Genomic DNA, 26,420 nt, shown 5'->3' on the forward strand with positions numbered 1-26,420 from the left:
GCGCCCTCTTGGCTATGAGGGCGGCGAGACGAAGCAAAGCTCGGGCGAAGCAGCCGCGAGGCCGAGTACGCACGTCTGCGTCCACACATTCGGTGTCATCGCCCGGCTTGACCGGGCGATCCAGTACTCCGAGACGCCAGTGATTGAATCGAGAGGCCGCAGCGTACTGGATTCCCCGCCTTCGCGGGGAATGACAAGTGTTACTTGGAGAACGCAGCGTCGCCTCACACTCCGTCATTGCGAGCGCAGCGACTTGTCCGCGGAAGCCTTTGGCGAAGGCGGAAGCAATCCAGAATCTTTCCGCGGCGGGATTCTGGATTGCTTCGTCGCAAGGGCTCCTCGCAATGACGAGGAGGAGAGAGCGAGCGCTACTCTTCGCTCTCGTGCCCTGGACGCAGCGCAGCGTCCCCCGGCGATGCGAAGCATCGTCCGGTTCAACGGTGCGCTGCCGAGCCGGCGCCCATCTATCCGCAATCGCCGTGTTGCCTGGGGTGCCGACTCCGCGCCGCAACGCCCGCGCGTTGCAACTTGTCCGGGACACGAGCGATGCGCATCGGTTCGCGTGGGGCTGCCGCCGACTCACTTCGGGAATGCCCGCCTGTTGTCCAGAGTGGATGTCCGAAAGATCTCAGGTTGTGGATCGTCACTTTAGCGAGGTATCCACGTAAGCAAACCCGTGTCTTCCCGGTAACGATTGTGCTGTCTGTGCAACACCCACATCGGATTTAACCCTTATCACCGGCGGTTCGCATCGCCGCCGCTTTTTGGCCACACCCGAACATGAATAAAATCGCTCTAATGTTTTAAGGGCAGTGGCGGTCTTCGAAGGCGACGAGAAAATCCCAAGGTCGATTCAAATCTTGGCTCTGATTTTTCGGGTCTGAAAGGGTTGGCCGGAGAAGCTGGTTGCGATGGGCGCGAAGATCAACAAGCAAAGGCTGCCGAGCCGTCACGTGACGGAAGGCCCTGCGCGCGCGCCGCACCGGTCCTATTTCTACGCCATGGGTCTGACCACCGAGCAGATCCACCAGCCCTTCGTCGGCGTCGCCTCGTGCTGGAACGAAGCTGCTCCCTGCAACATCGCGCTGATGCGTCAGGCTCAGGCGGTGAAGAAAGGCGTCGCGTCCGCCGGCGGCACGCCGCGCGAATTCTGCACCATCACCGTGACCGACGGCATCGCCATGGGCCATGACGGCATGCGCTCCTCGCTGCCGTCGCGCGAATGCATCGCCGATTCGGTCGAGCTGACCGTGCGCGGCCATGCCTATGACGCGCTCGTCGGGCTCGCCGGCTGCGACAAGTCGCTGCCGGGCATGATGATGGCGATGGTCCGCCTCAACGTGCCCGCGATCTTCATCTATGGCGGCTCGATCCTGCCCGGCAATTTCCGCGGGCAGCAGGTCACCGTGCAGGACATGTTCGAGGCGGTCGGCAAGCATTCGGTCGGCGCCATGTCGGACGAGGACCTCGACGAGATCGAGCGCGTCGCCTGTCCCTCGGCCGGTGCCTGCGGCGCGCAGTTCACCGCCAACACCATGGCGACCGTCTCAGAGGCGATCGGGCTGGCGCTGCCGTACTCGGCCGGTGCCCCGGCACCCTACGAGATCCGTGACGCCTTCTGCATGACCGCGGGCGAGAAGGTGATGGACCTGATCGCCCAGAACATCCGGCCGCGCGACATCGTCACCCGCAAGGCGCTGGAGAATGCGGCCGCCGTGGTCGCTGCATCCGGCGGCTCGACCAATGCTGCGCTGCACCTGCCTGCGATCGCGCACGAGGTCGGCATCAAGTTCGACCTGTTCGACGTCGCTGAAATCTTCAAAAAGACACCATATGTCGCGGATTTGAAGCCGGGTGGCCGTTATGTCGCCAAAGACATGTTTGAAGTAGGTGGCATACCGCTTCTGATGAAGACGCTGCTCGACAACGGCTTCCTGCACGGTGATTGCCTTACCGTCACGGGCCGCACGATCGCCGAAAACCTCAAGAGCGTGAAATGGAATCCGCACCAGGACGTGGTGCACCCGGCAGACAAGCCCATCACCGTGACAGGCGGTGTGGTCGGCCTGAAGGGCAATTTGGCGCCAGAAGGTGCGATCGTGAAAGTCGCGGGAATGTCCAACCTCAGGTTTACCGGTCCGGCCAGGTGCTTCGACCGTGAGGAGGACGCGTTCGAGGCGGTCCAGAACCGCACCTACCGCGAAGGCGAAGTCATCGTGATCCGCTACGAGGGGCCGAAGGGCGGTCCCGGCATGCGGGAAATGCTCCAGACCACGGCAGCGCTGACCGGCCAGGGCATGGGCGGCAAGATCGCGCTCATCACCGACGGCCGCTTCTCCGGCGCCACCCGCGGCTTCTGCATCGGCCATGTCGGGCCGGAGGCGGCGGTCGGCGGCCCGATCGGGCTGCTCGAAGACGGCGACGTCATCGAGATCGACGCGGTGGCCGGTACTCTTAACGTAAAATTGAGCGACGCCGAGCTCGCCCAGCGCAGAACCAAATGGAGCGCCCGCGCGACTAACCACACGTCGGGTGCGCTCTGGAAATATGCTCAGCAGGTTGGACCGGCGGTCGGGGGGGCAGTGACCCATCCGGGCGGCGCGCACGAGAAACAGTGCTATGCGGACATTTAGGCGTGCCACAGTTGCGTTTGTGTTGGGGGCGGCTGCGCTGGCCGCGCCGGCGTTCGCCTTCGACGGTGCGCCGGTCAACCCGAAGGACGCCACCATCCCGGTCGTGACGACCTTGCCCGGCGCTGCGGGTGCGGTGCGCACCAAGGTTCCGCCGCAGGTCGCAACCCAGGAAACCTCGCTCAGCGCCTTGCAATATGCCGCCGAGGGCGGCCACCCCATCGCGCAGTGGAAGCTCGGCCGCATGTACGCCAACGGCGACGGCGTCGCCCAGGACGATTTGCGTGCCTTCGAATATTTCAGCCGGATCGCGAACGCGCATGCCGAGGACAGCCCGTCGGCGCCGCAGGCGCAGATCGTGGCCAACGCCTTCGTCGCGCTCGGCCGCTACTATCTGGCCGGCATCCCGAATTCGAAGGTCAAGGCCGACCCGGACCGCGCCCGCGAGATGTTCTCCTATGCCGCATCCTATTTCGGCAACGCGGACGCGCAGTACGACCTCGCCCGTCTGTACCTGAAGACCCCGGACGCCTCGCGCGAGGACTACCGCTATGGCGCGCGCTGGCTTGGCCTCGCGGCGCAGAAGGGCCAGCATCAGGCCCAGGCCTTGCTCGGTCAGATGCTGTTCAACGGCGACCGCCTGCCGCGGCAGGCCGCACGCGGCCTGATGTGGCTGACGCTGGCGCGCGACAGCGCCGGTGCCGACGAGGTCTGGATCAAGGAAAGCTACAACCGCGCCTTCGCCAAGGCCTCCGACGACGACCGCGCCATGGCCCTGCAAATGCTGGAGCAATGGGTGCAGGGGCGTCGGGAGTGATCGGCTGAGGCGGCCTTAAGCCGCCTCGAGATCGAGATCCGCCCACACCGGCACGTGATCCGACGGCTTCTCCCAGCCGCGCACATAGCTGTCGATGCCGACATTGGCGAGCTTGTCGCTGGCCTGCGGCGACAGCAGCAGGTGGTCGATCCGCAGCCCCTGGTTCTTCTGCCAGGCCCCGGCCTGGTAGTCCCAGAACGTGTAGAGCCCGCCCTCGTCGGTGACGGCGCGCAAGGCGTCGCTGAGGCCGAGGCCGAGCAGGGACTGGAAGCTCTCGCGCGTCTCGGTCTTGAACAAGGCGTCCTCGGTCCAGGCGGCCGGATTGTGCACGTCGCGGGCATGCGGGATGACGTTGAAGTCGCCGGCCAGGATCAGCGGGACCTCCTCCTTGAGTCGCTCCTTCGAATAATCAAGAAGCCGCGACATCCATTTGAGCTTGTAGGGATATTTATCGGTCCCGACCGGATTGCCATTGGGCAGATAGAGGCAGGCGATGCGCAGCACGCCGGACTTCAGCGTGACCACGCCTTCGAGGAAGCGGGCATGGCTATCCTCGTCGTCGCCGGCAAGGCCCGACTTGGTCTCGTCGAACCTGAGCTTGGACAGCAGGGCGACGCCGTTGAACGTCTTCTGCCCGTGCGTCACCACGTTGTAGCCGAGTGCCTCGATCTCCAGCCGCGGAAAGGCCTCGTCGACGCACTTGATCTCCTGCAGGCAGACGATGTCCGGCTGGCACTCTTTCAGCCAGGTCAGGAGCAGATCGATCCGCTGCCGGACCGAGTTCACGTTCCAGGTGGCTACTCTGATGGGCATTGGGAGGGCTCCGGGCGGGGGGTCTTGGTTAGAACAAAATGCAAACGCACCCGTCAAGCCGGCCGCAAAATCTCCCACAAAATTAACCCGGCTTAAGCAGGCCGCAGGCCATTGATCGTCAAGAGGTTCCTCGGATGGATGGCCGGACAAGGCGATGAATCGAACTCAGCCGCGTGACGGCCTGATCGGCGCGTTCCTGTATTGGCTCGGCGGCTTCGAGATCGAGGACGGTCTGACCGCCGATCTCAGCGAGCGCGAGATCCGCCGCATCCGCGCCAAGCAGATCGACGCGGTGACCCAGCTGATCCCCGTGACGATGGCCGTGACGATGCTGAACGTCGCCATCGTGCTGATCCTGTTCTGGGGCAGGGGCTGGAACGACTTCCTCGCCATCTGGGGCCTGACGCTCGCCGCCACCGCTTCGCTCGCGGTGCGCGCGTGGCACAAGTCGCATCAGAACCCGCCGCAGGAGGCTTCGCCCCGCGCGGCGCGGCAGATGCTGCGGCAGGCGTTTTTTCTCGCCGCGATCTGGGGCGCGCTGCCGCTCGCTCTGTTCAGCCGCATCGAGCCGACCAGTCAATTGCTCCTGGCCTGCCTGATGGTCGGCATGATGTCCGGCGGCGCTTTCACGCTCTCGACCTTCCCGCGCGCGGGCCTCGTCTATCTCGCGACCATGACGATCGCCTGCGCCGGTGCGCTGCTCCTGTGCGGCACCGGCCCATATCTGGTGACCGCCGTGTTCCTGCTGCTGTTCGCATTCTTCATGGCGCGCAACATCGTCTCCCAGGGCAACCTCTTCCTCGGCAATCTCAAGGCCCAGCTCGAGCTCGAGCGCCAGACCGAGATCATCTCGCTGCTGCTGAAGGATTTTCAGGAGAACGCCAGCGACTGGCTCTGGCAGACCGATGCCGAGGGACGCCTCGTCGACGTGCCCGAGCGCTTCGCGGACGTCGCGCAGCTGCCGCTTCCGCTGCTGAAAGGCGCGCAGTTCGCCGACGTGCTCGACATGCTCTGCCCCGAGGACAAGTCAGCGGCCTACAACATCGTCGGCCTGATGGAGCAGGCCGAGCCGCTGCATGAGATGAATCTCAAGGTCGTCGCCGGCGGCGAGGCCCGGCTGTGGTCGCTGACGGCGAAGCCGGCCCACGATCGTGACGGTCATTTCCTCGGCTATCGCGGCTTCGGACGCGACGTCACCGAGCGCTGGCGCGCGGAAAAGGCCGAGGCCGAAAGCCGCGCCAAGTCCGACTTCCTGGCGGTGATGAGCCACGAGATCCGCACGCCCATGAACGGCGTGCTCGGTCTTGCCAGCATGCTCCTCGAAACCAGGCTCGATCCGGAGCAGCGCGAGGCCGTCACCACGATCCGCGAGTCCGGCGACAACCTCCAGCGCATCCTCAACGACATTCTCGATCTCTCCAAGCTGGAAGCTGGCCGCTTCCAGTTCGAGGCGATCGACTTCGCGCCGCGGGCGCTGGTCGAGACGGTTGCGACCGTGGTGCGCGCCAGCGCCAAGAGCAAGGGGCTCACGGTCAAGGTCGAGCTCGATCCGAACCTGCCGCCGACGCTCCGCGGCGACGCCGCGCGCATCCGCCAGGTGCTGCTCAATCTCGCCTCCAACGCTGTGAAGTTCACCGACGAAGGCGAGGTGACCATATCGGCGACCTGCCAGGCGCGGCGCGACCTGCTGGCGACCGTCGAATGGACGGTGACCGACAGCGGCATCGGTATCGCGCCCGACAAGCTCGACCTGCTGTTCAGCGACTTCGCCCAGGCTGATGCCTCGATCAGCCGCCGCTTCGGCGGCACTGGCCTCGGCCTTGCCATCAGCAGGCGGATCATCGAGCAGATGGGCGGCACGATCGGCGTCATCTCGACGCCGGGAGAGGGCTCGACCTTCCGCTTCACGCTGGTCCTGCCCTGGAGCCAGGCGCAGGCGTCCGATCAGGCTGGCGGCCGCGACGAAGCCGACGAGCTCCAGGCCCGGATCTCCGGTCTCGACCGGCCGCTGAAGGTGCTGGTCGCGGAGGACGATGCGGTCAACCGCATGGTCGTGAGCAAGATGCTGGGGGCATTCGACATCGAGCTGCGTGTCGTCACCGACGGGACCGAAGCCGTCGCGGCAGCCTGCGAGGGCAATTACGACGTCGTGCTGATGGACGTGCGCATGCCCGACATGGACGGGCTCGCCGCCACCCGCGCGATCCGCGCGCAAGGCGAGCGCTTCGAAGCCTTGCCGATTGTCGCGCTGACCGCCAACGCCTTCCCCGAGGACATCAAGATCTGCCGCGAAGCCGGCATGTCGGACTTCCTGGCCAAGCCGCTGCGCAAGCCGGCACTGGTCGGAGCGCTCCTGCGGGCGCTGGACGGTCACGTCATGTCGGAGGACGCACCGCTCCAGCCGACGTTGATGCCGGCCGAGGTGGCTTGGACGGACGAGGAAAGGCAGATAACGGGCGCGTAGGCGCGCTAGACCGAGAAGCTCGTCCCGCAGCCGCAGGACGCGGTGGCGTTGGGATTGTTGACGCGGAACGAGGCGCCGATCAGGTCGTCGACGAAATCGACCTGCGACCCCGCCAGGAACGGCTGGGAGGCGGAATCGACCAGCACCACCGCATTGTCCTGCTCGATCACGAGATCGTCGTCGGTGCGGGCGCGGTCGATGTCGAACTTGTACTGGAAGCCGGAGCAGCCGCCGCCCTCGACCGAAATGCGCAGCATCGCGCCCGAGCCTTCGCCCTTGAGGATCTCCCCAATCCGGCGTGCGGCCCGGTCGCTGATGGTCACGGCAGTCGTCATTGCTGGTCTCCGATAGTCCCGGCGTCATACCCAATTCATTTGGTATCCCGCGCCCGACATAGTTAAGTGCCACCATACGCAGAATCAAATGGATAGGGACTAAATTCGCCGTGTCCGTCGGAATGGCAGCCCCCCGCGCGCCCTATGCCTGCGACCCCGATCGCAGCCGCGGCCGGCTGGTCGCCGAGCCTCCGAGCCGGACCCGCAGCCCGTTCCGGCGCGATTGCGATCGGGTGATCCATTCCACCGCGTTCCGCCGCCTCAAGTACAAGACCCAGGTGTTCGTGTTCCACGAGGGCGACCACTACCGCACCCGGCTGACCCATTCGCTGGAGGTGGCCCAGATCGCCCGCGCGCTGGCCCGCCAGCTCGGGCTCGACGAGGACCTCACCGAAACTCTGGCGCTCGCGCACGATCTCGGTCATCCGCCGTTCGGGCATGCCGGCGAGCGGGCCCTGGACGCCTGTCTGAAGGCGTTCGGGGGCTTCGACCACAATGCCCAGACGCTGCGCGTCGTGGCTTCGCTCGAGCACCGCTATCCCGAGTTCGACGGGCTCAACCTGACCTGGGAATCGCTGGAAGGCATCGTCAAGCATAACGGTCCGCTGACCGACCGCAGCGGCGCCCCGGTCGGGGGCTACCGCGAGCATGGCGTTCCCGTCGGGATCGCCGACTACGTCAAGACCTACGATCTCGAATTGTGGAGCTTCGCCTCGCTGGAGGCGCAGGTCGCCGCGATCGCCGACGATATCGCCTATGATGCCCACGACATCGATGACGGTCTGCGCGCCGGCCTGTTCCAGCTCGACGATCTCAAGGTGATGCCGCTGACGGCGGAGATCATCGCCGAGACTGCGGCGCATTATCCCGATCTTGAAGACGTCCGGCGCGGTGCTGAGCTGGTGCGCGAGCTGATCTCGCACCTGATCGGAGCGGTGTTTGCGGAGACCGGGAAGAACCTCGCGGCCGTAAAGCCGCAATCGGCCCAGGATGTCCGGCGGCAGAACCGGGCGCTGGTCGCGTTCCCCGCCGAAGTGGCCGAGGAAGAGGCCGCCATCAAACGCTTCCTGTACCAGCACATGTACCGCCACGCGCGGGTGATGCGGGTGATGGGCGAGGCCGAGCAGATCCTGTTTGACCTGTTCGCAAAATACCTGAAATCCCCCAGCGAGCTGCCGCCGGAATGGCTGCTGGGGTCGGAGGCGGACGATGAGGGCGACCGAGCCCGTCGGATCGGCAATTTCATCGCCGGAATGACTGACCGTTTCGCCCTGACCGAGCACCAGCGGCTCTTTGACTCGACCCCGGATTTGCGTTAGGCGGCGGCCATGCCCCAGACATCCTCATCGCTGCATCTGTTCGCCGACGTGCTCGCACGCGTGCACGGCGCCTGCCGCGCGCTTGCGGCGGAGTCCAGCTGGCCCGAGGGCATCGATTTCTCCCGCGTGGTGGTCGAGCCGCCGCGCGATGCCTCCCATGGCGACATGGCAACCAACGCCGCCATGGTGCTTGCGAAAGAGGCAAAGGCAAAGCCGCGCGATCTCGCCGAGCAGATTGCCGAACGGCTGCGTGCCGACGCGCTCATCGCCAGGGTCGATGTCGCCGGTCCCGGCTTCATCAATCTGACGCTGAAGCCCGCCGCCTGGGCCGAGGCGCTGCGCACGGTGCTGCGCGAAGGCGCCGATTACGGCCGCATCCGGGGCGGCACCAAGGTCAATGTCGAATACGTCTCCGCCAATCCGACCGGGCCGATGCATGTCGGCCATTGCCGCGGCGCCGTGTTCGGCGACGCGCTGGCGAGCCTGCTCCAGTTCGCCGGCCACGATGTCACGCGCGAATATTACATCAATGACGCCGGCGCCCAGGTCGACGTGCTCGCGCGCTCAGCCTTCCTGAGGTATCGCGAAGCGCTCGGCGAGGACATTGGCGCGATCCCGGAAGGGCTCTATCCCGGCGACTACCTCAAGCCGGTCGGGCAGGCGCTGGCGACGGAGCATGGCGACAAGCTGCTCGCGAGGAGCGAGGCCCAGTGGCTGCCGACCGTGCGCGCCAAGGCCATCGCGATGATGATGGACGAGATCAAGGACGATCTCGCCGCCCTCAACATCCGCCACGACGTGTTCTTCTCCGAGCGCTCCCTGATCGAGACCGGCAACAACAAGGTCGCCGAGACCATCGATTTCCTGAAGGCCAAGGGCGACATCTACGAGGGCCGCCTGCCGCCGCCGAAGGGCGCGCCGGTCGAGGATTGGGAAGACCGCGAGCAGCTGCTGTTCAGGGCGACCGCCTACGGCGACGACGTCGATCGTCCGCTGATCAAGTCGGATAATTCCTACACCTACTTCGCCTCCGACATCGCCTATCACAAGGACAAGTTCGACCGCGGCTTTGCCGAGATGATCGACGTCTGGGGCGCCGATCACGGCGGCTACATCAAGCGCATGCAGGCGGCGGTGAAGGCGACGACGTCGGCTAAGGGATCGCTGGACGTCAAGATCGTCCAGCTCGTGAAGCTCCTGCGCAACGGCGAGCCGGTGAAGATGTCCAAGCGGAGCGGGGACTTCGTCACCTTGCGTGACGTGGTGGATGAGGTCGGCCAGGACGCCGTCCGCTTCATGATGCTGTACCGGAAGAACGACGCGGTGCTCGATTTCGACCTCGCCAAGGTCATGGAACAGTCGCGCGACAACCCGGTGTTCTACGTCCAGTACGGCCATGCCCGCGGTCACTCGATCTTCCGCAATGCCCGCGCCGAGGTGTTCCCGGAACTCCCCGAGGATGCCGGCGCGCGGATCGCATGGCTCGCTGAGTCGGCGGTGGAACGGTTGTCGGACCCCGTCGAGCTCGATCTTCTTAAGCGCCTCGCAATTTATCCGCGCATGCTGGAAGCTGCCGCCGCGGCCCATGAGCCGCACCGAATTGCCTTTTATCTCTATGATTTAGCCAGCGAATTTCATGCACTTTGGACGAAAGGGCGCGATTTGCCCTATTTACGCTTCATTATCAATAATGATGCAGATCTTACAAAGGCGCGATTGGCAATGGTCCAGGGCGTCGTCTCGGTCCTGGCATCGGGCCTCGCCATCCTCGGCGTCCATGCCCCGGACGAGATGCGGTAGTTTGGGGCGAACTACTTAAGGGGAATTCGGGGGTAACCGGCAGAAGCCGGATCGCTTAGACTTGGTTGAAAGCCTTGTGGGTCGAAAGCCGTGCCTTGGTCGAGGGGCGCGCGGCTTTCCCGAAGGGACGCATCATCACGATGGCCGAACGATATCAGGACAGACCGTTTCCTTCCGATGACTATGGTCGCGGCGGCGACCAGCATGGGAAGGCGGATAGCGATCCGTTGGCCGAGCTCGCCCGTCTGATCGGGCAGACCGATCCGTTTGCAGCGCAGTCGCGTCCGCCGGCGGCGCCCGCCCAGAGCTATCAGGACCACGATTACCGCCAGCTCGATGATCAGCAGGACTACGCGGAGCAGGCACCGTCGCCGCCCTCATGGATGCGGCGTGCCAACGTGCAACCGCAGCCGGCACCCGCGCCGGAGCCTGACTATCCGGTCACCGTAAGCCCGGTCCACCCGCTGCATCGCTACGCCGCCAAGCCTGCCGCGCCCGAGCCTGTCGTTCATCAGCCCCAGGCCTATCAGGACACCTATCAAGATCAGGCTCATCAAGATCAGGCTCATCAGGAGCAGGCCTATCAGCAGCATGGTCAGGCCTACCAGGAGCAGTCCTATCAGGAGCCGTATGCGCAGCCCGATCCGTCGCGCTACGACGATGCGCTCTATGGTCGGCTGGAGACAGGCGAGCAGGACTATCAGCGCGAGCCGGCCTATCCCGACGACCCTTACGCCGACCAGAGCGACTATCCGGAGGACGAGGTCGAGGAGCCGAAGAAGCAGCGCGGCGGCATGATGACGGTCGCGGCGATCCTGGCGCTTGCCGTGCTCGGCACCGGTGCTGCATTCGCCTACAAGACCTATATCGGCTCGCCTCGTAGCGGCGAGCCGCCGATCATCAAGGCCGACAACACCCCGACCAAGATCGTGCCGGCGCCGACGGACTCCGCGGTCAAGGTACCGGACCGCATGGTCAGCGGTGACGGCACCGAAAAGATCGTGCCGCGCGAGGAGGCGCCCGTCGACGTCAACGCCAAGGCGGGCGGGCCGCGCGTGGTGTTCCCGCCGCTGAACCAGAATGCGAACCCGCCCTCGGTGGCGAGCGTGTCACCATCCACCGTGCCGCCGCCGAGCGCGGGTCCGAGCCCGAGCAACGGCACGCTGCCGAACAATTCGCCGCGCGCGATCAGGACCGTTGCGGTGAAGGGCGATCAGACCGATAGCGCCGTGCCGCAATCGGCCGCCGCCAAGCCGGCGCCCGCGGCGCCGAAGCCCGTTGCCGCGCCGGTTGCGCCCGCCGCGCCGCGCAATCCGCCGACCTCGGCCAATGCCAGCGCCAACCAGCCGATGTCGCTGGCGCCGCAATCGTCCCCGGCGGCCGAGCCGCCGCAGCGGATGGCTGCGACCAACCCGACGCAGATCGCGCCCACCAGCAGCGGTGGCGGCTACATCGTGCAAGTCTCCTCGCAGCAGAGCGAGGATAGCGCCGCCGCATCCTACCGGGTGCTTCAGAGCAAATACGGCAGCGTGCTCGGCTCCCGTTCGCCCGTCATCAAGCGTGTCGACCTCACCGACAAGGGCAAGGGAGTCGTCTACCGCGCCTTCGCCGGCCCCTATGGTTCGGCCGAGGAAGCGACGCAAGCCTGCAACAATCTGAAGTCCGCAGGCCTGTCTGCCTGCTTCGTCCAGAGGAATTAATGGCGGTTTCCTTGACCCCCTGACGGGGCAGGGTTAATCGGCCGTCATGAGCACGCGGGCCTTCATTACCGGCGTATCCGGAACGGAACTGACCGCCGCCGAGCGGGAGTTTATCCGTGCCGAATGCCCATGGGGCTTCATCCTGTTCAAGCGTAATGTCGCAACACCAGCACAAGTTGCTGCGTTGGTTGCAGAATTGCGTTCGGTCGCGAAGGCCCCCGACGCGCCGGTCCTGATCGACCAGGAGGGGGGACGGGTGCAGCGGCTGGGGCCGCCACACTGGCCGGTCTATCCGCCGGGGGCGGTATTCGCGAATTTGTACGACACTGATTCGGCCCTCGGGCTCACTGCAGCGCGCCTCAGTGCCCGCCTGATCGCAGCCGATCTCGCCGATCTCGGCATCACCGTGGATTGCCTGCCGCTGGCCGACGTGCCGGCGCCGGGCGCCGATGCGGTCATTGGTAATCGGGCCTACGGCACGGAGCCGGGCAAGGTCGCGGCGATCGCCCGTGCAGTCACTGAGGGCCTGGAGCAGGGCGGCGTGCTGCCGGTGCTCAAGCATATTCCCGGGCATGGCCGCGCCACCGCCGACACCCATTTCAAGCTGCCGACCGTCGACACGCCGCGGGACGAGCTGGAGCGGACCGATTTCGCCGCATTCAAGCCGCTGGCTGATCTGCCGATGGCGATGACTGCACATGTTGTGTTTAGCGCCTTCGACCCCGCCCATCCGGCGACGACATCTGCGACAATGATTGCTGACGTGATTCGCGGCGCAATCGGGTTCCAGGGTTTGTTAATGAGTGATGACGTGTCGATGAACGCGCTGTCGGGAAATATCGCCGAGCGGACTCGCGCGATCTTCGCGGCCGGCTGCGACGTGGCCCTGCATTGCAACGGCAACATCGAGGAGATGCGCGACGTCGCCGGCGAGACACCTGAACTGGCCGGTGGGGCGCTGGAGCGGGCGAACGTCGCGCTCGCCGCACGCAAGCCGCCGCAGCCGTTCGACCGCGTGGCCGCACGCGCCGAACTGGATGCATTGATCGCACGGGCAAACACGGCATCGGCATGACTGCAGAAATCCTATCGTTCGAAACCGGGCGGCCCGCAGAGCTCGCCGAGGGTGAGCCGGCGTTGGTGGTGGACGTCGAGGGCTATGAGGGCCCGCTCGATTTGTTGCTTGCGCTGGCGCGGCAGCAGAAGGTCGATCTCGCCAAGATTTCGATTCTCGCGCTCGCCGACCAGTACCTCCATTTCATCGAAGCCGCGCGAAAGATCCGGCTGGAGCTCGCCGCGGACTATCTGGTGATGGCCGCATGGCTTGCCTTCCTGAAGTCGCGCCTGCTGCTGCCGGAGCCGCCGAGCGCGGAAGGCCCGAGCGCCGAGCAGATGGCGACGGCGCTCGCCAACCGGCTGCGCCGCCTGGAAGCCATTCGCGAAGCCGCCAACCGGCTGATGAACAGGCCGCAATTGCAGCGCGACATCTTCGCGCGTGGCGAGCCCGAGCACATCGCCGAGATCAAGCACCCGAAATACACGGCCACGCTCTATGATTTGCTCACCGCCTATGCCGCGCAACGCCAGTCGCGCGTGCTGGCGAGCGTGCATCTGGCCAAGCGCACGGTGTGGTCGCTCGCCGAAGCACGCGCCACGCTGGAGCGGCTGGTCGGCAGCATCACCGAGCAGGACGATTGGGGTGTTCTCGACGACTTCCTGATCCGGCATGTCGCCGACCCGACGCAGCGCGCGACGGTGTTCGCCTCGAGCTTTGCCGCCGCGCTCGAACTAGTGCGCGAAGGTCAGCTCGAGCTGAATCAGAAGGAAGCGTTTGCGCCGATCTATTTCCGGAAGGGGCGCCCAAAACCGGTCCCGGACGCAGCTCCTGCGCCTGATGCGCCGGTCGCTTAAGTGCAAGAAGGAGAATCTGCCATGGCAAGCCTGGCTGAAGTGCGGGTAGAAGAGGCCGAGCCGATGGAGAACGAATCCCAGGCGCGTCCCGAGGAGTTGCGGCTGCTGGAGGCGCTGCTGTTCGCCTCGAATGAACCGCTGGACACCGCGACGCTGGCCAAGCGCATGCCCGAGGGCGTCGACGTCAAGGCTGCGCTCGAGCAGTTGCAGGCCGATTATGCCTCGCGCGGCGTCAATCTCGTTCGCGTCGCCAACAAATGGACGTTCCGCACCGCGGGCGATCTGGCCTGGCTGATGACGCGGGAGAGCACCGAGACCCGCCGCCTGTCGCGGGCCGCAATCGAGGTGCTCGCGATCATCGCCTATCACCAGCCGGTGACGCGGGCCGAGATCGAGGAGATCCGCGGCGTCGTCACGTCGAAGGGCACGCTCGACGTGCTGCTGGAGACCGGCTGGATCAAGCCGCGCGGCCGGCGCAAGACGCCGGGCCGGCCCTTAACCTTCGGAACCACCGAGGAGTTCCTGTCGCAGTTCACCCTGGAACAGCTCGGCGACCTGCCGGGCCTGGAAGAGCTGAAGGGGACGGGACTGTTGGATTCGCGTCTGCCCACCGGGTTCAGCGTGCCGACGCCGTCGGATGATCCGGCCCTGCGGGAGGACGAGGATCCGCTGGAACCGGGCGATGACCTCGATCTCGCCCTTGCGCCTGCGGTCGAGCCTGAGAGCCCGCCAGAAGGCGGCAATGAGGGTGGCAGCGAAGGCGGCGCCGAGGACTGACGTACCGGCGAAATACGGGCCCCTGCGACCAGTTAACACTAGCAAGATTGCGTAGCGCCGACAGCGAATTGGCGCTGCCTTGGTCCTTGTTTTTGAGGTCTGCCAAGCCTAGGTTTCGGTGAGATCGGCCGGGTCCCCGGCCATGCGCGTTTGGAGGGTTGCAGGATGGGTTCACTCAGCATTTGGCACTGGATCTTGGTGATCGCAGTGGTCCTGCTGCTGTTCGGCCGCGGCAAGATTTCGGATCTGATGGGCGACGTGGCTCAGGGCATCAAGGCGTTCAAGAAGGGCATGCAGGACGACGACAAGGCTGCCGAGAAGCCCGAGCCGGCGAAGTCGATCGAGCACAATGCTGCGCCGACCGCGACACGGTCCGACGTCGGCAGCAAGGCCGTCTGAGCCGGAAGAAGCACGCGAGACGCGGGTAGCGGCCCGATCCTGCGCGCAAGGGATTGGGCCGGCTCCGGCTTCGCGTGAACGGAAGACCTCATGTTCGACATCGGGTGGAGTGAACTGGTCCTCATCGGGGTCGTGGCCCTGATCGCCATCGGCCCGAAAGAGCTGCCGGGCGTGCTGCGCATGGTCGGGCAGTGGATGGGCAAGGCGCGCAAGATGGCGGCCGAATTCCAGGGCCAGTTCCAGGAGGCGATGCGTGAGGCCGAGATGGCCGACCTCAAGAAAAGCTTCGACGAGGTCAAGGAAGCCGCCACGGGTTTCAATCCGATGAGCTCGCTCCAGAAGGACGTGAGCGACGCGCTTCGCATCGATGCGCTGGACAAGCCGGCCGAGACGCCGGCCGCTACTGCCGTCGATCCGCCCGTCACGCCCACGACACCGGAGACCCCGACGCCGTCGACCTTCATGGAAGCCGAAGCGCATGCGGCCGCGAACGAGCCGCTCGCGATTACCCGTGAGGTCGAACAGGCAGAGGTTGCGCAGGACACCGCGCCATCCGAAGCGATCAAGGACGCCAAAGCGTCATGACCGACGCCGATATCGAGGCCAGCAAAGCCCCGCTGATGGACCATTTGATCGAGCTGCGCTCGCGGCTGATCAAGGCGCTGCTCGGCTTTGGCCTGGCCTTCATCTTCTGCTTCTTCTTCGCCAAGCAGATCTACAACGTGCTTGTCTGGCCGTTCGTGTGGATTGCGGGGCCGGAGAACTCGAAATTCATCTACACGGCGCTGCTCGAATATTTCATCACCCAGCTCAAGCTGGCGCTGTTCGGCGCCGGCTTCATCTCGTTCCCGATCGTGGCGACGCAGATCTACAAGTTCGTCGCGCCCGGGCTCTACAAGCACGAGAAGCAGGCGTTCCTGCCGTATCTTGTCGCGACACCGTTCTTCTTCGTGCTGGGCGCGGCGCTGGTCTATTTCGTCGTGCTGCCGATGCTGGTGCGCTTCTCGCTCGGCATGCAGCAGACCGGCGGCGACGAGACCGCGCAGATCCAGCTGCTGCCCAAGGTCGGCGAATATCTGTCGCTGATGATGTCGCTGATCTTCGCCTTCGGCATCGCCTTCCAGCTGCCGGTGATCCTGACGCTGCTCGGGCGGATCGGCATCGTCAGCTCGACGATGTTGCGCGAGAAGCGCCGCTACTTCATCGTCATGGCCTTCGTGATCGCAGCCGTGCTGACGCCGCCCGACGTGCTCAGCCAGTGCTCCCTCGCGTTTCCGCTGATGGCGCTCTACGAGGGCTCGATCCTCGCGGTGGCGATGGTGGAGAGGAAAGCGGCCGCCGCACAGGCTGCCACCGGCACTGACGTGTCGACGCCGGCCAATCCGGCGGAGTAGGGCGACCAAGCCCACCGGTGTCATTCCCCGCCTTGTGCGCAATTGCGCACTGGAGCGGGGAATCCAGTACGCCGCGGCCCCTCGGGGAAACACTGACGTCTCTGGAATACTGGATCGCCCGCTTTCACGGGCGATGACAGAATGCTAGGGGAAAGCGCGCCAATGTAAGTTGTCGGCATAAACGTTGACTATTTACGCGCTGATCCGGGACCACAGCCATGCACGACATCAAAGCGATCCGCGACAATCCGCAAGCCTTCGACGCCGGCCTCGCACGGCGCGGTTTGAAGCCGATGTCGGTCTCGCTGCTCGCGATCGACGAGAAGCGGCGTGCGGCGATCCTCGCCTCCGAGCAGGCGCAGGCGCGGCGCAATGCAGCTTCGAAGGAAATCGGCGATGCCAAGAAGGCCAAGGACGAGCCGCGTGCGTCGAAGCTGATGGCCGAGGTCGCCGAGCTCAAGACCACGATGCCCGAACTCGAAGCGGCGGCAAAAGCCGCTGACGATGAGCTGACCAAAGAGCTGGCCGCGATCCCGAACATTCCGTTCGAGGACGTGCCCGACGGTCTCGACGAGCACGGCAACGTGCAGCATCACGTGTTCGGCAACAAGCGCAACTATGGCTTTGCGCCGAAGCTGCATGACGATCTCGGCACCGCGCTCGGCTACATGGATTTCGAAGCGGCGGCAAAACTCTCCGGCGCGCGTTTCGTCGTGCTGAAGAAGGGGCTGGCGCGGCTCGAGCGTGCCATCGGCCAGTTCATGCTCGATCTGCACACCACCGAGCACGGCTACACCGAGATCAATCCGCCGCTCCTGGTGCGCAACGAGGTGATGTTCGGCACCGGGCAATTGCCGAAATTCGAGGACGATCAGTTCTGGGCGATCAAGGGCGAGCTGCTCGCCTCGCCGGACCATGAGCGGCTGAAGACCGAGCGCCTCGGTCTGATCCCCACCGCCGAAGTGTCGCTCACCAATCTCGCCCGCGAATCCATCCTCGATGAGAAGCAATTGCCGATGCGGCTGACCGCGCTGACGCCATGCTTCCGCGCCGAGGCGGGTGCGGCGGGGCGCGACACTCGCGGCATGATCCGCCAGCACCAGTTCACCAAGGTCGAACTGGTTTCGATCACGACGCCGGAAGTGAGCAAGGACGAGCTGGAGCGAATGCTGTCCTGCGCCGAGCAGGTGCTGCAGAAGCTCGACCTGCATTACCGTGTGATGACGCTCTGCGCAGGAGATATGGGCTTCTCGGCGCAAAAAACCTATGACATCGAGGTCTGGATGCCCGGGCAGGGCGAGGGCGGGGCGTTCCGCGAGATCTCGAGCTGCTCGGTCTGCGGCGACTTCCAGGCACGGCGCATGGATGCGCGCTCGCGCGGGCCCGACGGCAAGCCGCGCTTCGTGCACACGCTGAACGGCTCCGGCACCGCAGTCGGCCGCGCGCTGATCGCCGTGATGGAAACCTATCAGCAGGAGGACGGCTCGATCGCGGTCCCGGACGTGCTCCAGCCCTATATGGGCGGGCTGAAGGTGATCGCGCGCGACTAAAGCGTTTTCCCGCGAAGTGGGCACCGGTTCGCGTCCGAAAACGCGGCATGACGAGAATCGCGTTGCGAAGATCGGGCGGCCGGCTATCCTGCCGGCCCGTCCACGCGAACCCTCCGTTCATGGCCTTGCACCGCGACATCTTCTGGGTCGGAAGACAATGGGCGGTGACGGGGGCCGGGATCCAGGCCATCGATCAGCGCCTGCGCGGCGTTCTCGACATCGGGATCGCGCGGCTCTGGGACGACGATCTCGTGCAGAGCCGGCGGGCCAAGCCCGGGGTCAATGCTGCGGATTTCGACAAGGCGCTGAGCGTGGCACGCGAACGCTTTCCGCAGGAGCCGACGTCCGATCCGTTCGTCGCGCAGCTGAAGGCGCTCGGCGTCATCGAGGCTTCCGTCGTGAACCCGGTCGTGCCGGCGATGCAACTGCGTGCAGAAGGCCGGCTTGCGCGCTTCCTGCCGCAATGGCGCGTTCGCCGCTAGCGGGACCAACCAAGGGAACCGGCCGCCGGACCGCAATCGTCCGGTTTGCCTGATCGGCGCTGGCCGGATAAGACGGCTCAGACCCGCTTTCAGGAATCGAACGTTCCGCATGCGCATTCTCTGCACCAATGACGACGGCATCCACGCTCCCGGCCTCAAGGTCGTGGAGGAGATTGCGCGCGCTTTGACCGATGATGTCTGGGTGGTGGCGCCCGAGCTCGACCAGTCCGGCGTGTCGCACTCGCTGTCGTTGAACGATCCCTTGCGTCTGCGCGAGGTCGGCCCACGGCACTTCGCCGTGCGCGGCACGCCGACCGACTGCGTCATCATGGGAGCGCGCCATATCCTGGGAGCCAAGCTGCCCGATCTCGTGCTGTCCGGCGTCAATAAGGGCCGCAACGTCGCCGAGGACGTGGTCTATTCCGGCACCATTGCCGGCGCATTGGAAGGCACCATCCTGGGGTTGCCGTCATTCGCATTGTCGCAGGAGTTCAGCGTCGAGACCCGCGAACGGCCGCCGTGGGACACGGCCCGCAAATTCGGGCCCGATATCCTGCGCAAGGTGATCGCCGCCGGCGTTCCGAAGGACACCGTCATCAACATCAACTTCCCATCCTGCGCGCCGGAGGATGTGCTTGGCATCCGCGTCACGCGGCAAGGCAAGCGCAATCTCGGCTTCCTCAGGATCGACGAGCGCCGGGACGGCCGCGGTAATCCTTATTTCTGGATCGGCTTCGAGCGGACCGCGATGCTCGACACGCCCGCCGACGGCACCGATCTCGCGGCGCTGCGCGAGCGCTACGTCTCGGTCACCCCGCTCAGGCTCGACCGCACTGACGAGGCGTTTTCGGAGCAGCTTGGCCTCACCCTGAAATAAGGGTTAGCTGCCGCGAAGCGCGGCCTCGATGGTCTTTCCGAGCGCGTCGAGCTGAAACGGCTTCTGGAGCGCCGGCCGGTCGCGATATTGCTCGGGCAGGCCGGAGGAGCCGTAACCGGTGGCGAAGATGAACGGGCAGCCCTTGGCCATGATGACATCGGCGACCGGCGAGATGACCTTGCCGTTGACGTTGACATCGAGAATGGCGAGATCGAACTCGGTGGATTGCGCAAGCCGCATGGCCTCATTGATGTCGCCCGCTTCGGCGGCAACCTTGTAGCCAAGCTCCTCCAACATGTCTGCGACCATCATTCTGATCATGACCTCGTCCTCGACGAGGAAAACAGAGCGGCCCGAAAGCCCTGTCGCAGTCATGGTTGAGTCCTTGCCCATTCTCGTAAACGTTCGCAGATAACGATAGGCGACGCAATGCGCGTTTCGGCGAACGCAAACCTCGCAAATGGCTTAGCGCTTTGAAGGCCTTGTTGTGGTCAAATGCTGTGCCGAAAGGATATCATGAGTTCCTGAGCCGGAACAAGATTCTCGTCTCGGGTTCTTGCGGTGCAGTACGGCGATCCGCCAGACGAGACGAGCGATAGCAGCAATGACGTCCCACCAGCACCCGCCGGAAAAGATGATGTTTCAGCTCACGCTAAGGCGTCGGGGCATCAGCGATCAGGCCGTGCTGCGGACCATGGAAGAGGTGCCGCGCGAGCTTTTCGTCGACGAGGCCGATCGCGAGGGCGCCTATCGTGACAGCGCGCTGCCGATCGCCTGCGGGCAGACCATCAGCCAGCCCTTCGTCGTCGCCTACATGACCGAGCAGCTCCAGCTCCAGAAGCAGCACCGGGTGCTCGAAATCGGCACCGGCTCCGGCTACCAGGCCGCCGTGCTGTCGCGGCTCGCCGGCCAGGTCCTGACCGTCGAGCGCTATCGTAAGCTCGCCGACACGGCACGCGCCCGGCTTGAGAAGCTCGATTGTCACAATGTCGAGGTGATGCTCGGTGACGGTCTCAATCTGCCTCCCAACATCGGCCCGTTCGATCGCATCATCGTCACCGCGGCGATGGAGCAGATACCGGAGAACCTGGTCGAGCGGCTTGAGGTCGGGGGCATCCTGATTGCCCCGGTCGGCCCGCATCAGGGCGTGCAGACGCTGACCCGCCTGGCCCGCAGCGAAACCGGAATCGAGCGCAAGGAACTCGTCGAGGTCCGCTTCGTGCCGGCACTGCCCGGGGTGGCGCGGGAGCTGTAGAATCCCGGATCGGCAGTGCCGCCAACATCTTATTGTGAGGGTTAAGCCGTTATTTACTCGCCGCGTGTTTACTTAAAACACCAGTTCTGTTGCGTACGAGTGAGTAACCATGTCCGCTGTCGCCGAGTTGCTTTACTCGCGCCGCGTGCCGCAGGTCGCGGTGCTGGCGCTGATCTCCTTCAGCTTTGCAGGGTGCAGCGCCGACATGTCGTCGCGGCTGTCCCAGACCAACTTCTCCAATCCTTTCGCCTCCGAGCAGACCGGTTCGGTGCAGCAGCCGCCGCCGCCGCAGCGTGAGTTGCCGCAATATGCGCGGCCGCAGACGCAGCCCGGTTACTACCAGTCGCAGGCTTTGCCTCCGCCCGCGGTATCTGCCCCGCAGTCCTATCCCGTTGCCTCCGGGGGCGGGGTGTCCGGCGGCGGACGCGGCGTCAGCTCGTATGCGCCCCCGGCACAACCGCACCTGGAGACCACGGCCACTGTCCCGCCGCGGTCGGTCGCGGCCGCCCAGCCGGCCGGCGGAGCCAAGATCATCGTCGGGACCAGCGACACGCTCGACGTGCTCGCCAAGCGCTATCGCGTCACGCCGCAGGCGATCCTTGCCGCCAACGGCTACAAGGGTCCGCGGGCGCTCTCGCCCGGCCAGCAGTTGATCATTCCGTCTCCTGCGACCGCAGCTGCACCGGCGCCCGCGATGGCCCCGGTTGCGGCAGCGCCTGCGGCGAAGCCGGTTGCTGCCGTCGCGGCACCGCCGAGCACGCACTTCGTCAACCGTGGCGACACGCTCGCCAGCATCGCGCGCAAGAACCGCATCTCGGCGGCAGAGCTCGCCCGTGCCAACGGCATCGATCCGTCGGCAAAGCTGAAGCTCGGCACCAAGCTGACCGTGCCCGGCGCCAAGACCGCCGCCGTCGCGGCGCCGGTTGCTGCGGCTCCGGTCGCGGCTGCACCGGTGGCCGGAACGCTCCAGCCTGTTGCGGCAGCTCCGGCACCCGCGACCAAGATGGCCACTGCCGCCGCGCCCGTGCAGAGCGCGCGGCTCGCCCAGGCCACGAGCAATGTGGAAGAGAAGGCTGCCGAGACGCCGGCGAAGGCTGCGGAGGCCACCGGCGCGCTGCCGACCTTCCGCTGGCCCGTCCGCGGCAAGGTGGTCACGAGCTACGGTGCCAAGACCAATGGCAAGTCCAATGACGGCATCAATCTGGCGGTGCCCGAGGGGACGCCGGTCAAGGCGGCCGAAGATGGCGTCGTCGCCTATTCCGGCAACGAGCTGAAGGGTTACGGCAATCTGGTTCTGGTTCGGCACTCCAACGGCTACGTCACCGCATATGCCCATGCGAGTGAGCTGTTGGTGAAGCGCGGCGATACCATCAAGCGCGGCCAGGTCATTGCCAAGTCGGGTCAATCCGGGGAAGTGGCGTCGCCGCAGCTCCACTTCGAGATCCGCAAGGGATCGAGCCCGGTTGACCCGCTTCAATTCCTCAACGGCGCGTGAGACTTACGTAGCCTCCGCACCAACGGTGTCGTCGCCCGGCTCGACCGGGCGACCCAGTACGCCGCGGCCTCTCGATCGATCACAACCGTTTCTAGAATACTGGATCGCTCGCTCCAGTGCGCAAGTGCGCACAAGGCGGGCGATGACAGTTGAATTCGGGGTAACAGCTCGCGCTACTACGCCGTCAGCTTCACACCCAGCCGTCCCGCCAGCTCCTGCACGAACTGCCAGGCGACGCGGCCCGAGCGCGAGCCGCGCGTCGTCGACCATTCCAGCGCCTCGCGCTCGAGCGTCTCGTCGTCGACCCTGATCCCGAAATGGCTGCAATAGCCGCGCACCATGGCGAGATATTCGTCCTGGCTGCAGCGGTGGAAGCCGAGCCAGAGGCCGAAGCGATCCGACAGCGAGACCTTCTCCTCCACCGCTTCGCCCGGATTGATCGCGGTCGAGCGCTCGTTCTCGATCATCTCGCGCGCCAGCAGATGGCGCCGGTTGGAGGTGGCGTAGAGGATGACGTTCTCGGGCCGGCCCTCGATGCCGCCTTCGAGGACCGCCTTGAGCGACTTGTAGGAGGCATCATTGCCGTCGAAGGAGAGGTCGTCGCAGAACACGATGAAACGGAAGGAGGAGGCCCGCAGCTGCTCCATCAGGGCCGGCAGGCTCTCAATGTCCTCACGGTGGATCTCGATCAGCTTGAGCTTGTCGGCCGGTTTGCGCTCCGCGTTGATGCTGGCATGCGCCGCCTTCACCAGCGACGACTTGCCCATGCCGCGTGCGCCCCAGAGCAGGGCGTTGTTGGCGGGCAGGCCGTTGGCGAAACGCTCGGTGTTCTCCATCAGGATGTCGCGCATCCGGTCGACGCCCTTGAGCAGGAACAGCTCGACGCGGCTCACGCGCGGCACCGCCGAGAGGCGTCCGTCGGGATGCCAGACATAGGCGTCCGCCCGCTTGAACGACTCGGCCTCGACCGCCGGCTTGCCCTGCGCGGAGAGGTGCGCCGCAATGGTCTCCAGGGCGTGGACGATGCGCTCCTGCGCGAGGTCCGGGCCTGCCTTGGTGACCGCCGCCGTGGGGCGTTTTGCCGCGAGGCGGGTGGGCTTGTTGGCAGGGGTGCGGGGGCCTTTGCCGGCCGGGCTTTTGCTATGGTTTTTGGGCATGTCCGAAGTTCCTGAGAACGCAGCCTTATCGGGCCTGACGGGCCGCCGCAAGGTGGCCCAAAAGGGCAGTCTGGCAGCGTTGCAATTGGGGCAATGGCCGCTATAGTCCGCGCGAATTTGACCGAACCGGTCGCCTTTGAGGGCCTGACCGGCTTTCCCCCGTTCTCGCGAGGATCGTCCGAATGCTGATTACCCCTGCGTATGCCCAGGCCGCGGCCGCTGGCGACACCAACAGCATGTTGATGTCGCTGCTGCCGTTCGCCCTGATCTTCGTGATCATGTACTTCCTGATTCTGCGCCCGCAGCAGAAGAAGGTCCGCGACCACGCCGAGCTCGTGAAGAATATCCGCCGCGGCGACACCATCGTGACCTCGGGAGGTCTCGTCGGCAAGGTCACCAAGGTGGTCGACGACGACCAGATCGAGTTCGAGATTTCCGACGGCGTGCGCGTGCGGCAGATGCGCCAGATGATCTCGGGCGTGCGCGCCAAGGGCGAGCCGGCCAAGGAAAGCGCAAAAGAGAGCGCCAAGGACGACACCGCGGCGAAGTGAGAGCTTCACCGCGAGTCTCAAGTCTCCTGATCTGACAGGTCCAGTCGATGTTGTATTTCACGCGGTGGAAGGCGCTGGGGATTATCCTGACGGCGCTGATCGTGTGCCTCTGCGCGGTCCCCAACTTCTTCCCCGAGGCGCAAGTCAAGAGCTGGCCCGCCTGGGCGCAGCGCCGCATCGTGCTCGGCCTCGACCTCCAGGGCGGCTCCTATCTGCTGCTCGAGGTCGACGCTGCCTATGTGAAGAAGGAGCGGCTCGACCAGGTCCGCGACGACGTTCGCCGGACCCTGCGCGACGCCAAGATCGGATTCACCGGCGGCGTCACCGTGCGCAACGATGCCGTCGAGGTTCGCATCACCAAGGAGACCGATGCGCAGCCGGCGCTTGCCAAGTTGCGCGAGCTGTCCCAGCCGCTGGGCGGCCTGATGGGATCCAGCGGTCAGCGCGACCTCGAGGTGACTGATGCCGGCGGCGGGGTGATCCGCCTGAGCGTCCCGCAGGCTGCGGTGCTCGATCGCCTGCGCAAGACCATCGAGCAGTCGATCCAGATCGTCGAACGCCGCGTCAACGAGCTCGGCACCGTCGAGCCCGTCATCCAGCGCCAGGGCAACGACCGCATCCTGGTGCAGGTCCCCGGTCTTCAGGACCCGACCCGCCTGAAGGAACTGCTGGGCAGGACCGCGAAGATGGAATTCCGCATGGTCGACACCTCCGTGCCGCCGGATCAGGCGCAAGCGGGCAGGGTGCCGCCGGAATCCGAACTGCTGATGAGCGCCTCGCCTCCGCCGACGCCCTATGTGGTCAAGAAGCAGGTGCTGGTCGCCGGCGGCGACCTGACCGATGCGCAGGCGACCTTCGACCAGCGCACGGGTGAGCCGGTCGTCAGCTTCAAGTTCAACACCTCGGGCGCGCGCAAATTCTCGCAGGCCACGCAGGAGAACGTGGGACTGCCGTTCGCGATCGTGCTGGACAACAAGGTGATCTCGGCGCCCGTCATCCGTGAGCCCATCACCGGCGGCCAGGGCCAGATCTCCGGCAATTTCACGGTGCAATCGGCCAACGATCTCGCGATTCTCCTGCGCGCCGGCGCATTGCCGGCACCGCTCACGGTGGTCGAGGAGCGCACCGTGGGTCCAGGACTCGGCCAGGACTCGATCGAGAAGGGCCAGCTCGCGGCCTATGTCGGCTCGATCCTCGTCATCATCTTCATGCTGCTGACCTACCGGCTGTTCGGCGTGTTCGCCAACATCGCGGTGGCCATCAACGTCGCCATGATCTTCGGCTTATTGTCGCTGCTCAACGCCACGCTGACGCTGCCCGGCATCGCCGGCATCGTGCTCACCGTCGGCATCGCGGTCGACTCCAACGTGCTGATCTACGAACGCATCCGCGAGGAATTGCGCGGCGGCCGCAATGCGATCTCGGCGATCGACGCCGGATTCAAGCGGGCGCTCGCCACCATCCTCGATTCCAACATCACCACCTTCATTGCTGCCGCGGTGCTGTTCTACATCGGCACCGGTCCGGTGCGCGGCTTTGCCGTGACGCTCGGCATCGGCATTATCACCACGGTGTTCACCGCCTTCACCCTGACCCGGCTGATCGTCGCCTGGTGGGTGCGGTGGAAGCGGCCGCAGAGCGTGCCGATCTAGGAGCCTGATCGTGACTCACACCGTTCTCATCGGGCTCGGCGTCCTCATTGCCATCCTCACCGTGGTCTCGGCCCTCGGCCTGCTGCCGTCGCTGCGCATCGTCCCCGACGATACGCATTTCGACTTCACGCGCTTCCGTCGCATCAGCTTTCCGATCTCGGCGGCGCTGTCGATCGTCGCGATCGTGCTGTTCTTCACCCATGGCCTGAACCTCGGTATCGACTTCAAGGGCGGCACGCTGCTGGAGGTGAAGGCGAAGTCCGGCACCGCCGACATCGCGGCAATGCGTACCTCGCTCGACGGCCTGGGCCTCGGCGAGGTCCAGCTGCAGCAGTTCGGCGGTCCGGAGAACGTCCTGATCCGCGTTGCGGAGCAGCCGGGTGGCGACGCGGCCCAGCAGGCAGCCCTGCAGAAGCTTCGTGGCGCGCTTGGCGACAGTGTCGACATTCAGCGCACCGAGGTGCTGGGTCCGCGCGTCGCGGGCGAGCTCCTGGCCTACGGCATGCTCGGCCTGATGCTCGCGATCGTTGGGATCCTGATTTATCTCTGGTTCCGGTTCGAATGGCAGTTCGCGCTGGGCGCCATGATCGCCAACGTGCACGACATCGTGCTGACGATCGGCTTCATGTCGATCAGCCAGGTCGATTTCGACCTGACCAGCATCGCGGCGTTGCTGACCATTCTCGGCTATTCGCTCAACGATACCGTCGTCATCTACGACCGCATCCGGGAAATGCTGCGTCGCTACAAGAAGATGCCGATGCCCCAGCTGCTCAATGAATCCATCAACTCGACGCTGTCGCGCTCGATCATCACCCACGTCACGGTGACGCTCGCGCTGCTCGCGCTGCTCTTGTTCGGCGGCCATGCCATCCACAGCTTCACCGCGGTGATGATGTTCGGCGTGGTGCTGGTCGGCACCTACACCTCGATCTTCATTGCAGCACCGATCCTGATCTATCTCGGCGTCGGCGAGCACCGCGAAGACGCGCCCGATACGGCGACGCCGGCGAAGAAAAGCAAGGCATGATCCGAACCTCAT

General features: G+C 65.3%; 24 protein-coding genes. 20 read left to right on the forward strand and 4 right to left on the reverse strand.

Annotated features, from left to right (window positions below; translation table 11 throughout):
* Positions 1-911: 911 nt before the first annotated feature.
* The gene (ilvD, locus tag I6F09_RS31265) at positions 912-2,633 is read left to right on the forward strand and encodes a dihydroxy-acid dehydratase (RefSeq protein ID WP_225189784.1); all 1,722 of its coding nucleotides are present in this window, start codon (positions 912-914) and stop codon (positions 2,631-2,633) included.
* On the forward strand, positions 2,620-3,447 hold the full coding sequence (locus I6F09_RS31270) for a tetratricopeptide repeat protein (RefSeq protein WP_225189785.1): 828 nt from the start codon (positions 2,620-2,622) through the stop codon (positions 3,445-3,447). The genes ilvD and I6F09_RS31270 overlap by 14 nt, the downstream gene beginning before the upstream one ends.
* 15 nt (positions 3,448-3,462) lie before the next feature.
* On the opposite strand, the gene xth is transcribed toward I6F09_RS31270, so the two are convergent.
* Entirely contained in the window at positions 3,463-4,260 is a 798-nt protein-coding gene (gene xth, locus I6F09_RS31275) for an exodeoxyribonuclease III (protein ID WP_225189786.1), read from the reverse strand.
* A 154-nt stretch (positions 4,261-4,414) separates the two neighbouring features.
* On the opposite strand from xth, the gene I6F09_RS31280 reads away from it, so the two are divergent.
* Positions 4,415-6,724, forward strand: coding sequence for an ATP-binding protein (locus I6F09_RS31280; RefSeq protein ID WP_225189787.1), 2,310 nt, complete (start codon positions 4,415-4,417; stop codon positions 6,722-6,724).
* Positions 6,725-6,729: 5 nt separating this feature from the next.
* Here I6F09_RS31280 and erpA read toward each other — a convergent pair whose 3' ends face one another.
* Entirely contained in the window at positions 6,730-7,059 is a 330-nt protein-coding gene (gene erpA / locus I6F09_RS31285) for an iron-sulfur cluster insertion protein ErpA (RefSeq protein WP_024342679.1), read from the reverse strand.
* 110 nt (positions 7,060-7,169) lie between these two features.
* Between erpA and I6F09_RS31290 the strand changes: the two genes are divergently transcribed.
* The 12 genes from I6F09_RS31290 (at position 7,170) to surE (ending at position 19,268) form a co-directional block, all read left to right on the forward strand.
* Complete coding sequence (locus I6F09_RS31290; RefSeq protein ID WP_225189788.1) at positions 7,170-8,378, forward strand: deoxyguanosinetriphosphate triphosphohydrolase; 1,209 nt, start codon at positions 7,170-7,172, stop codon at positions 8,376-8,378.
* Positions 8,379-8,387: 9 nt separating this feature from the next.
* Positions 8,388-10,178: an arginine--tRNA ligase gene (argS, locus tag I6F09_RS31295; protein ID WP_225189789.1), complete on the forward strand. Its 1,791-nt coding sequence runs from the start codon at positions 8,388-8,390 to the stop codon at positions 10,176-10,178.
* A gap of 140 nt (positions 10,179-10,318) precedes the next feature.
* Positions 10,319-11,878: an SPOR domain-containing protein gene (locus I6F09_RS31300; RefSeq protein ID WP_225189814.1), complete on the forward strand. Its 1,560-nt coding sequence runs from the start codon at positions 10,319-10,321 to the stop codon at positions 11,876-11,878.
* Positions 11,879-11,924: 46 nt separating this feature from the next.
* Positions 11,925-12,953, forward strand: a complete 1,029-nt coding sequence (nagZ, locus tag I6F09_RS31305) for a beta-N-acetylhexosaminidase (RefSeq protein WP_225150014.1) — start codon at positions 11,925-11,927, stop codon at positions 12,951-12,953.
* Positions 12,950-13,789 (forward strand): ScpA family protein, encoded by an 840-nt coding sequence (locus tag I6F09_RS31310; RefSeq protein ID WP_036012765.1) that lies wholly within the window; start codon positions 12,950-12,952, stop codon positions 13,787-13,789. Before nagZ ends, I6F09_RS31310 begins: the two co-directional genes overlap by 4 nt.
* A 21-nt stretch (positions 13,790-13,810) precedes the next feature.
* Complete coding sequence (gene scpB, locus I6F09_RS31315; RefSeq protein WP_036012763.1) at positions 13,811-14,566, forward strand: SMC-Scp complex subunit ScpB; 756 nt, start codon at positions 13,811-13,813, stop codon at positions 14,564-14,566.
* A gap of 165 nt (positions 14,567-14,731) precedes the next feature.
* Positions 14,732-14,965 (forward strand): twin-arginine translocase TatA/TatE family subunit, encoded by a 234-nt coding sequence (locus I6F09_RS31320; RefSeq protein ID WP_036012762.1) that lies wholly within the window; start codon positions 14,732-14,734, stop codon positions 14,963-14,965.
* 90 nt (positions 14,966-15,055) lie between these two features.
* Positions 15,056-15,550 (forward strand): Sec-independent protein translocase protein TatB, encoded by a 495-nt coding sequence (gene tatB / locus I6F09_RS31325; RefSeq protein WP_057029284.1) that lies wholly within the window; start codon positions 15,056-15,058, stop codon positions 15,548-15,550.
* Positions 15,547-16,359, forward strand: coding sequence for a twin-arginine translocase subunit TatC (gene tatC, locus I6F09_RS31330; RefSeq protein ID WP_036012758.1), 813 nt, complete (start codon positions 15,547-15,549; stop codon positions 16,357-16,359). The genes tatB and tatC overlap by 4 nt, the downstream gene beginning before the upstream one ends.
* 218 nt (positions 16,360-16,577) lie before the next feature.
* A complete protein-coding gene (gene serS / locus I6F09_RS31335) occupies positions 16,578-17,909 on the forward strand; it encodes a serine--tRNA ligase (protein WP_036028231.1) in 1,332 nt (443 codons plus the stop codon).
* A 119-nt stretch (positions 17,910-18,028) separates the two neighbouring features.
* Entirely contained in the window at positions 18,029-18,391 is a 363-nt protein-coding gene (locus tag I6F09_RS31340) for a hypothetical protein (protein ID WP_036012756.1), read from the forward strand.
* A gap of 109 nt (positions 18,392-18,500) precedes the next feature.
* Positions 18,501-19,268 (forward strand): 5'/3'-nucleotidase SurE, encoded by a 768-nt coding sequence (gene surE, locus I6F09_RS31345; protein WP_036012754.1) that lies wholly within the window; start codon positions 18,501-18,503, stop codon positions 19,266-19,268.
* A gap of 3 nt (positions 19,269-19,271) precedes the next feature.
* Here surE and I6F09_RS31350 read toward each other — a convergent pair whose 3' ends face one another.
* Positions 19,272-19,643 carry a response regulator gene (locus I6F09_RS31350; protein WP_036044248.1) on the reverse strand — a complete coding sequence of 124 codons (372 nt, stop codon included), beginning with the start codon at positions 19,641-19,643 and terminating at the stop codon, positions 19,272-19,274.
* A gap of 229 nt (positions 19,644-19,872) precedes the next feature.
* On the opposite strand from I6F09_RS31350, the gene I6F09_RS31355 reads away from it, so the two are divergent.
* A complete protein-coding gene (locus I6F09_RS31355; protein ID WP_085969151.1) occupies positions 19,873-20,523 on the forward strand; it encodes a protein-L-isoaspartate(D-aspartate) O-methyltransferase in 651 nt (216 codons plus the stop codon).
* A gap of 109 nt (positions 20,524-20,632) precedes the next feature.
* Positions 20,633-22,018 (forward strand): LysM peptidoglycan-binding domain-containing M23 family metallopeptidase, encoded by a 1,386-nt coding sequence (locus I6F09_RS31360; protein ID WP_225189790.1) that lies wholly within the window; start codon positions 20,633-20,635, stop codon positions 22,016-22,018.
* 176 nt (positions 22,019-22,194) lie between these two features.
* On the opposite strand, the gene I6F09_RS31365 is transcribed toward I6F09_RS31360, so the two are convergent.
* Positions 22,195-23,175, reverse strand: a complete 981-nt coding sequence (locus I6F09_RS31365) for an ATP-binding protein (RefSeq protein WP_225147100.1) — start codon at positions 23,173-23,175, stop codon at positions 22,195-22,197.
* Positions 23,176-23,357: 182 nt separating this feature from the next.
* On the opposite strand from I6F09_RS31365, the gene yajC reads away from it, so the two are divergent.
* The 3 genes from yajC to secF are packed head-to-tail and all read left to right on the forward strand — an operon-like array spanning position 23,358 to position 26,408.
* The gene (gene yajC / locus I6F09_RS31370) at positions 23,358-23,726 is read left to right on the forward strand and encodes a preprotein translocase subunit YajC (protein ID WP_036012751.1); all 369 of its coding nucleotides are present in this window, start codon (positions 23,358-23,360) and stop codon (positions 23,724-23,726) included.
* A 47-nt stretch (positions 23,727-23,773) separates the two neighbouring features.
* Positions 23,774-25,378 (forward strand): protein translocase subunit SecD, encoded by a 1,605-nt coding sequence (gene secD, locus I6F09_RS31375; RefSeq protein WP_036012748.1) that lies wholly within the window; start codon positions 23,774-23,776, stop codon positions 25,376-25,378.
* A gap of 10 nt (positions 25,379-25,388) precedes the next feature.
* Positions 25,389-26,408: a protein translocase subunit SecF gene (gene secF / locus I6F09_RS31380; protein ID WP_036012746.1), complete on the forward strand. Its 1,020-nt coding sequence runs from the start codon at positions 25,389-25,391 to the stop codon at positions 26,406-26,408.
* The last annotated feature ends 12 nt before the right edge of the window (positions 26,409-26,420 follow it).

Origin of the sequence: Bradyrhizobium sp. IC3195 (assembly GCF_020193585.1) — a bacterium.
Lineage (GTDB): Bacteria > Pseudomonadota > Alphaproteobacteria > Rhizobiales > Xanthobacteraceae > Bradyrhizobium > Bradyrhizobium yuanmingense.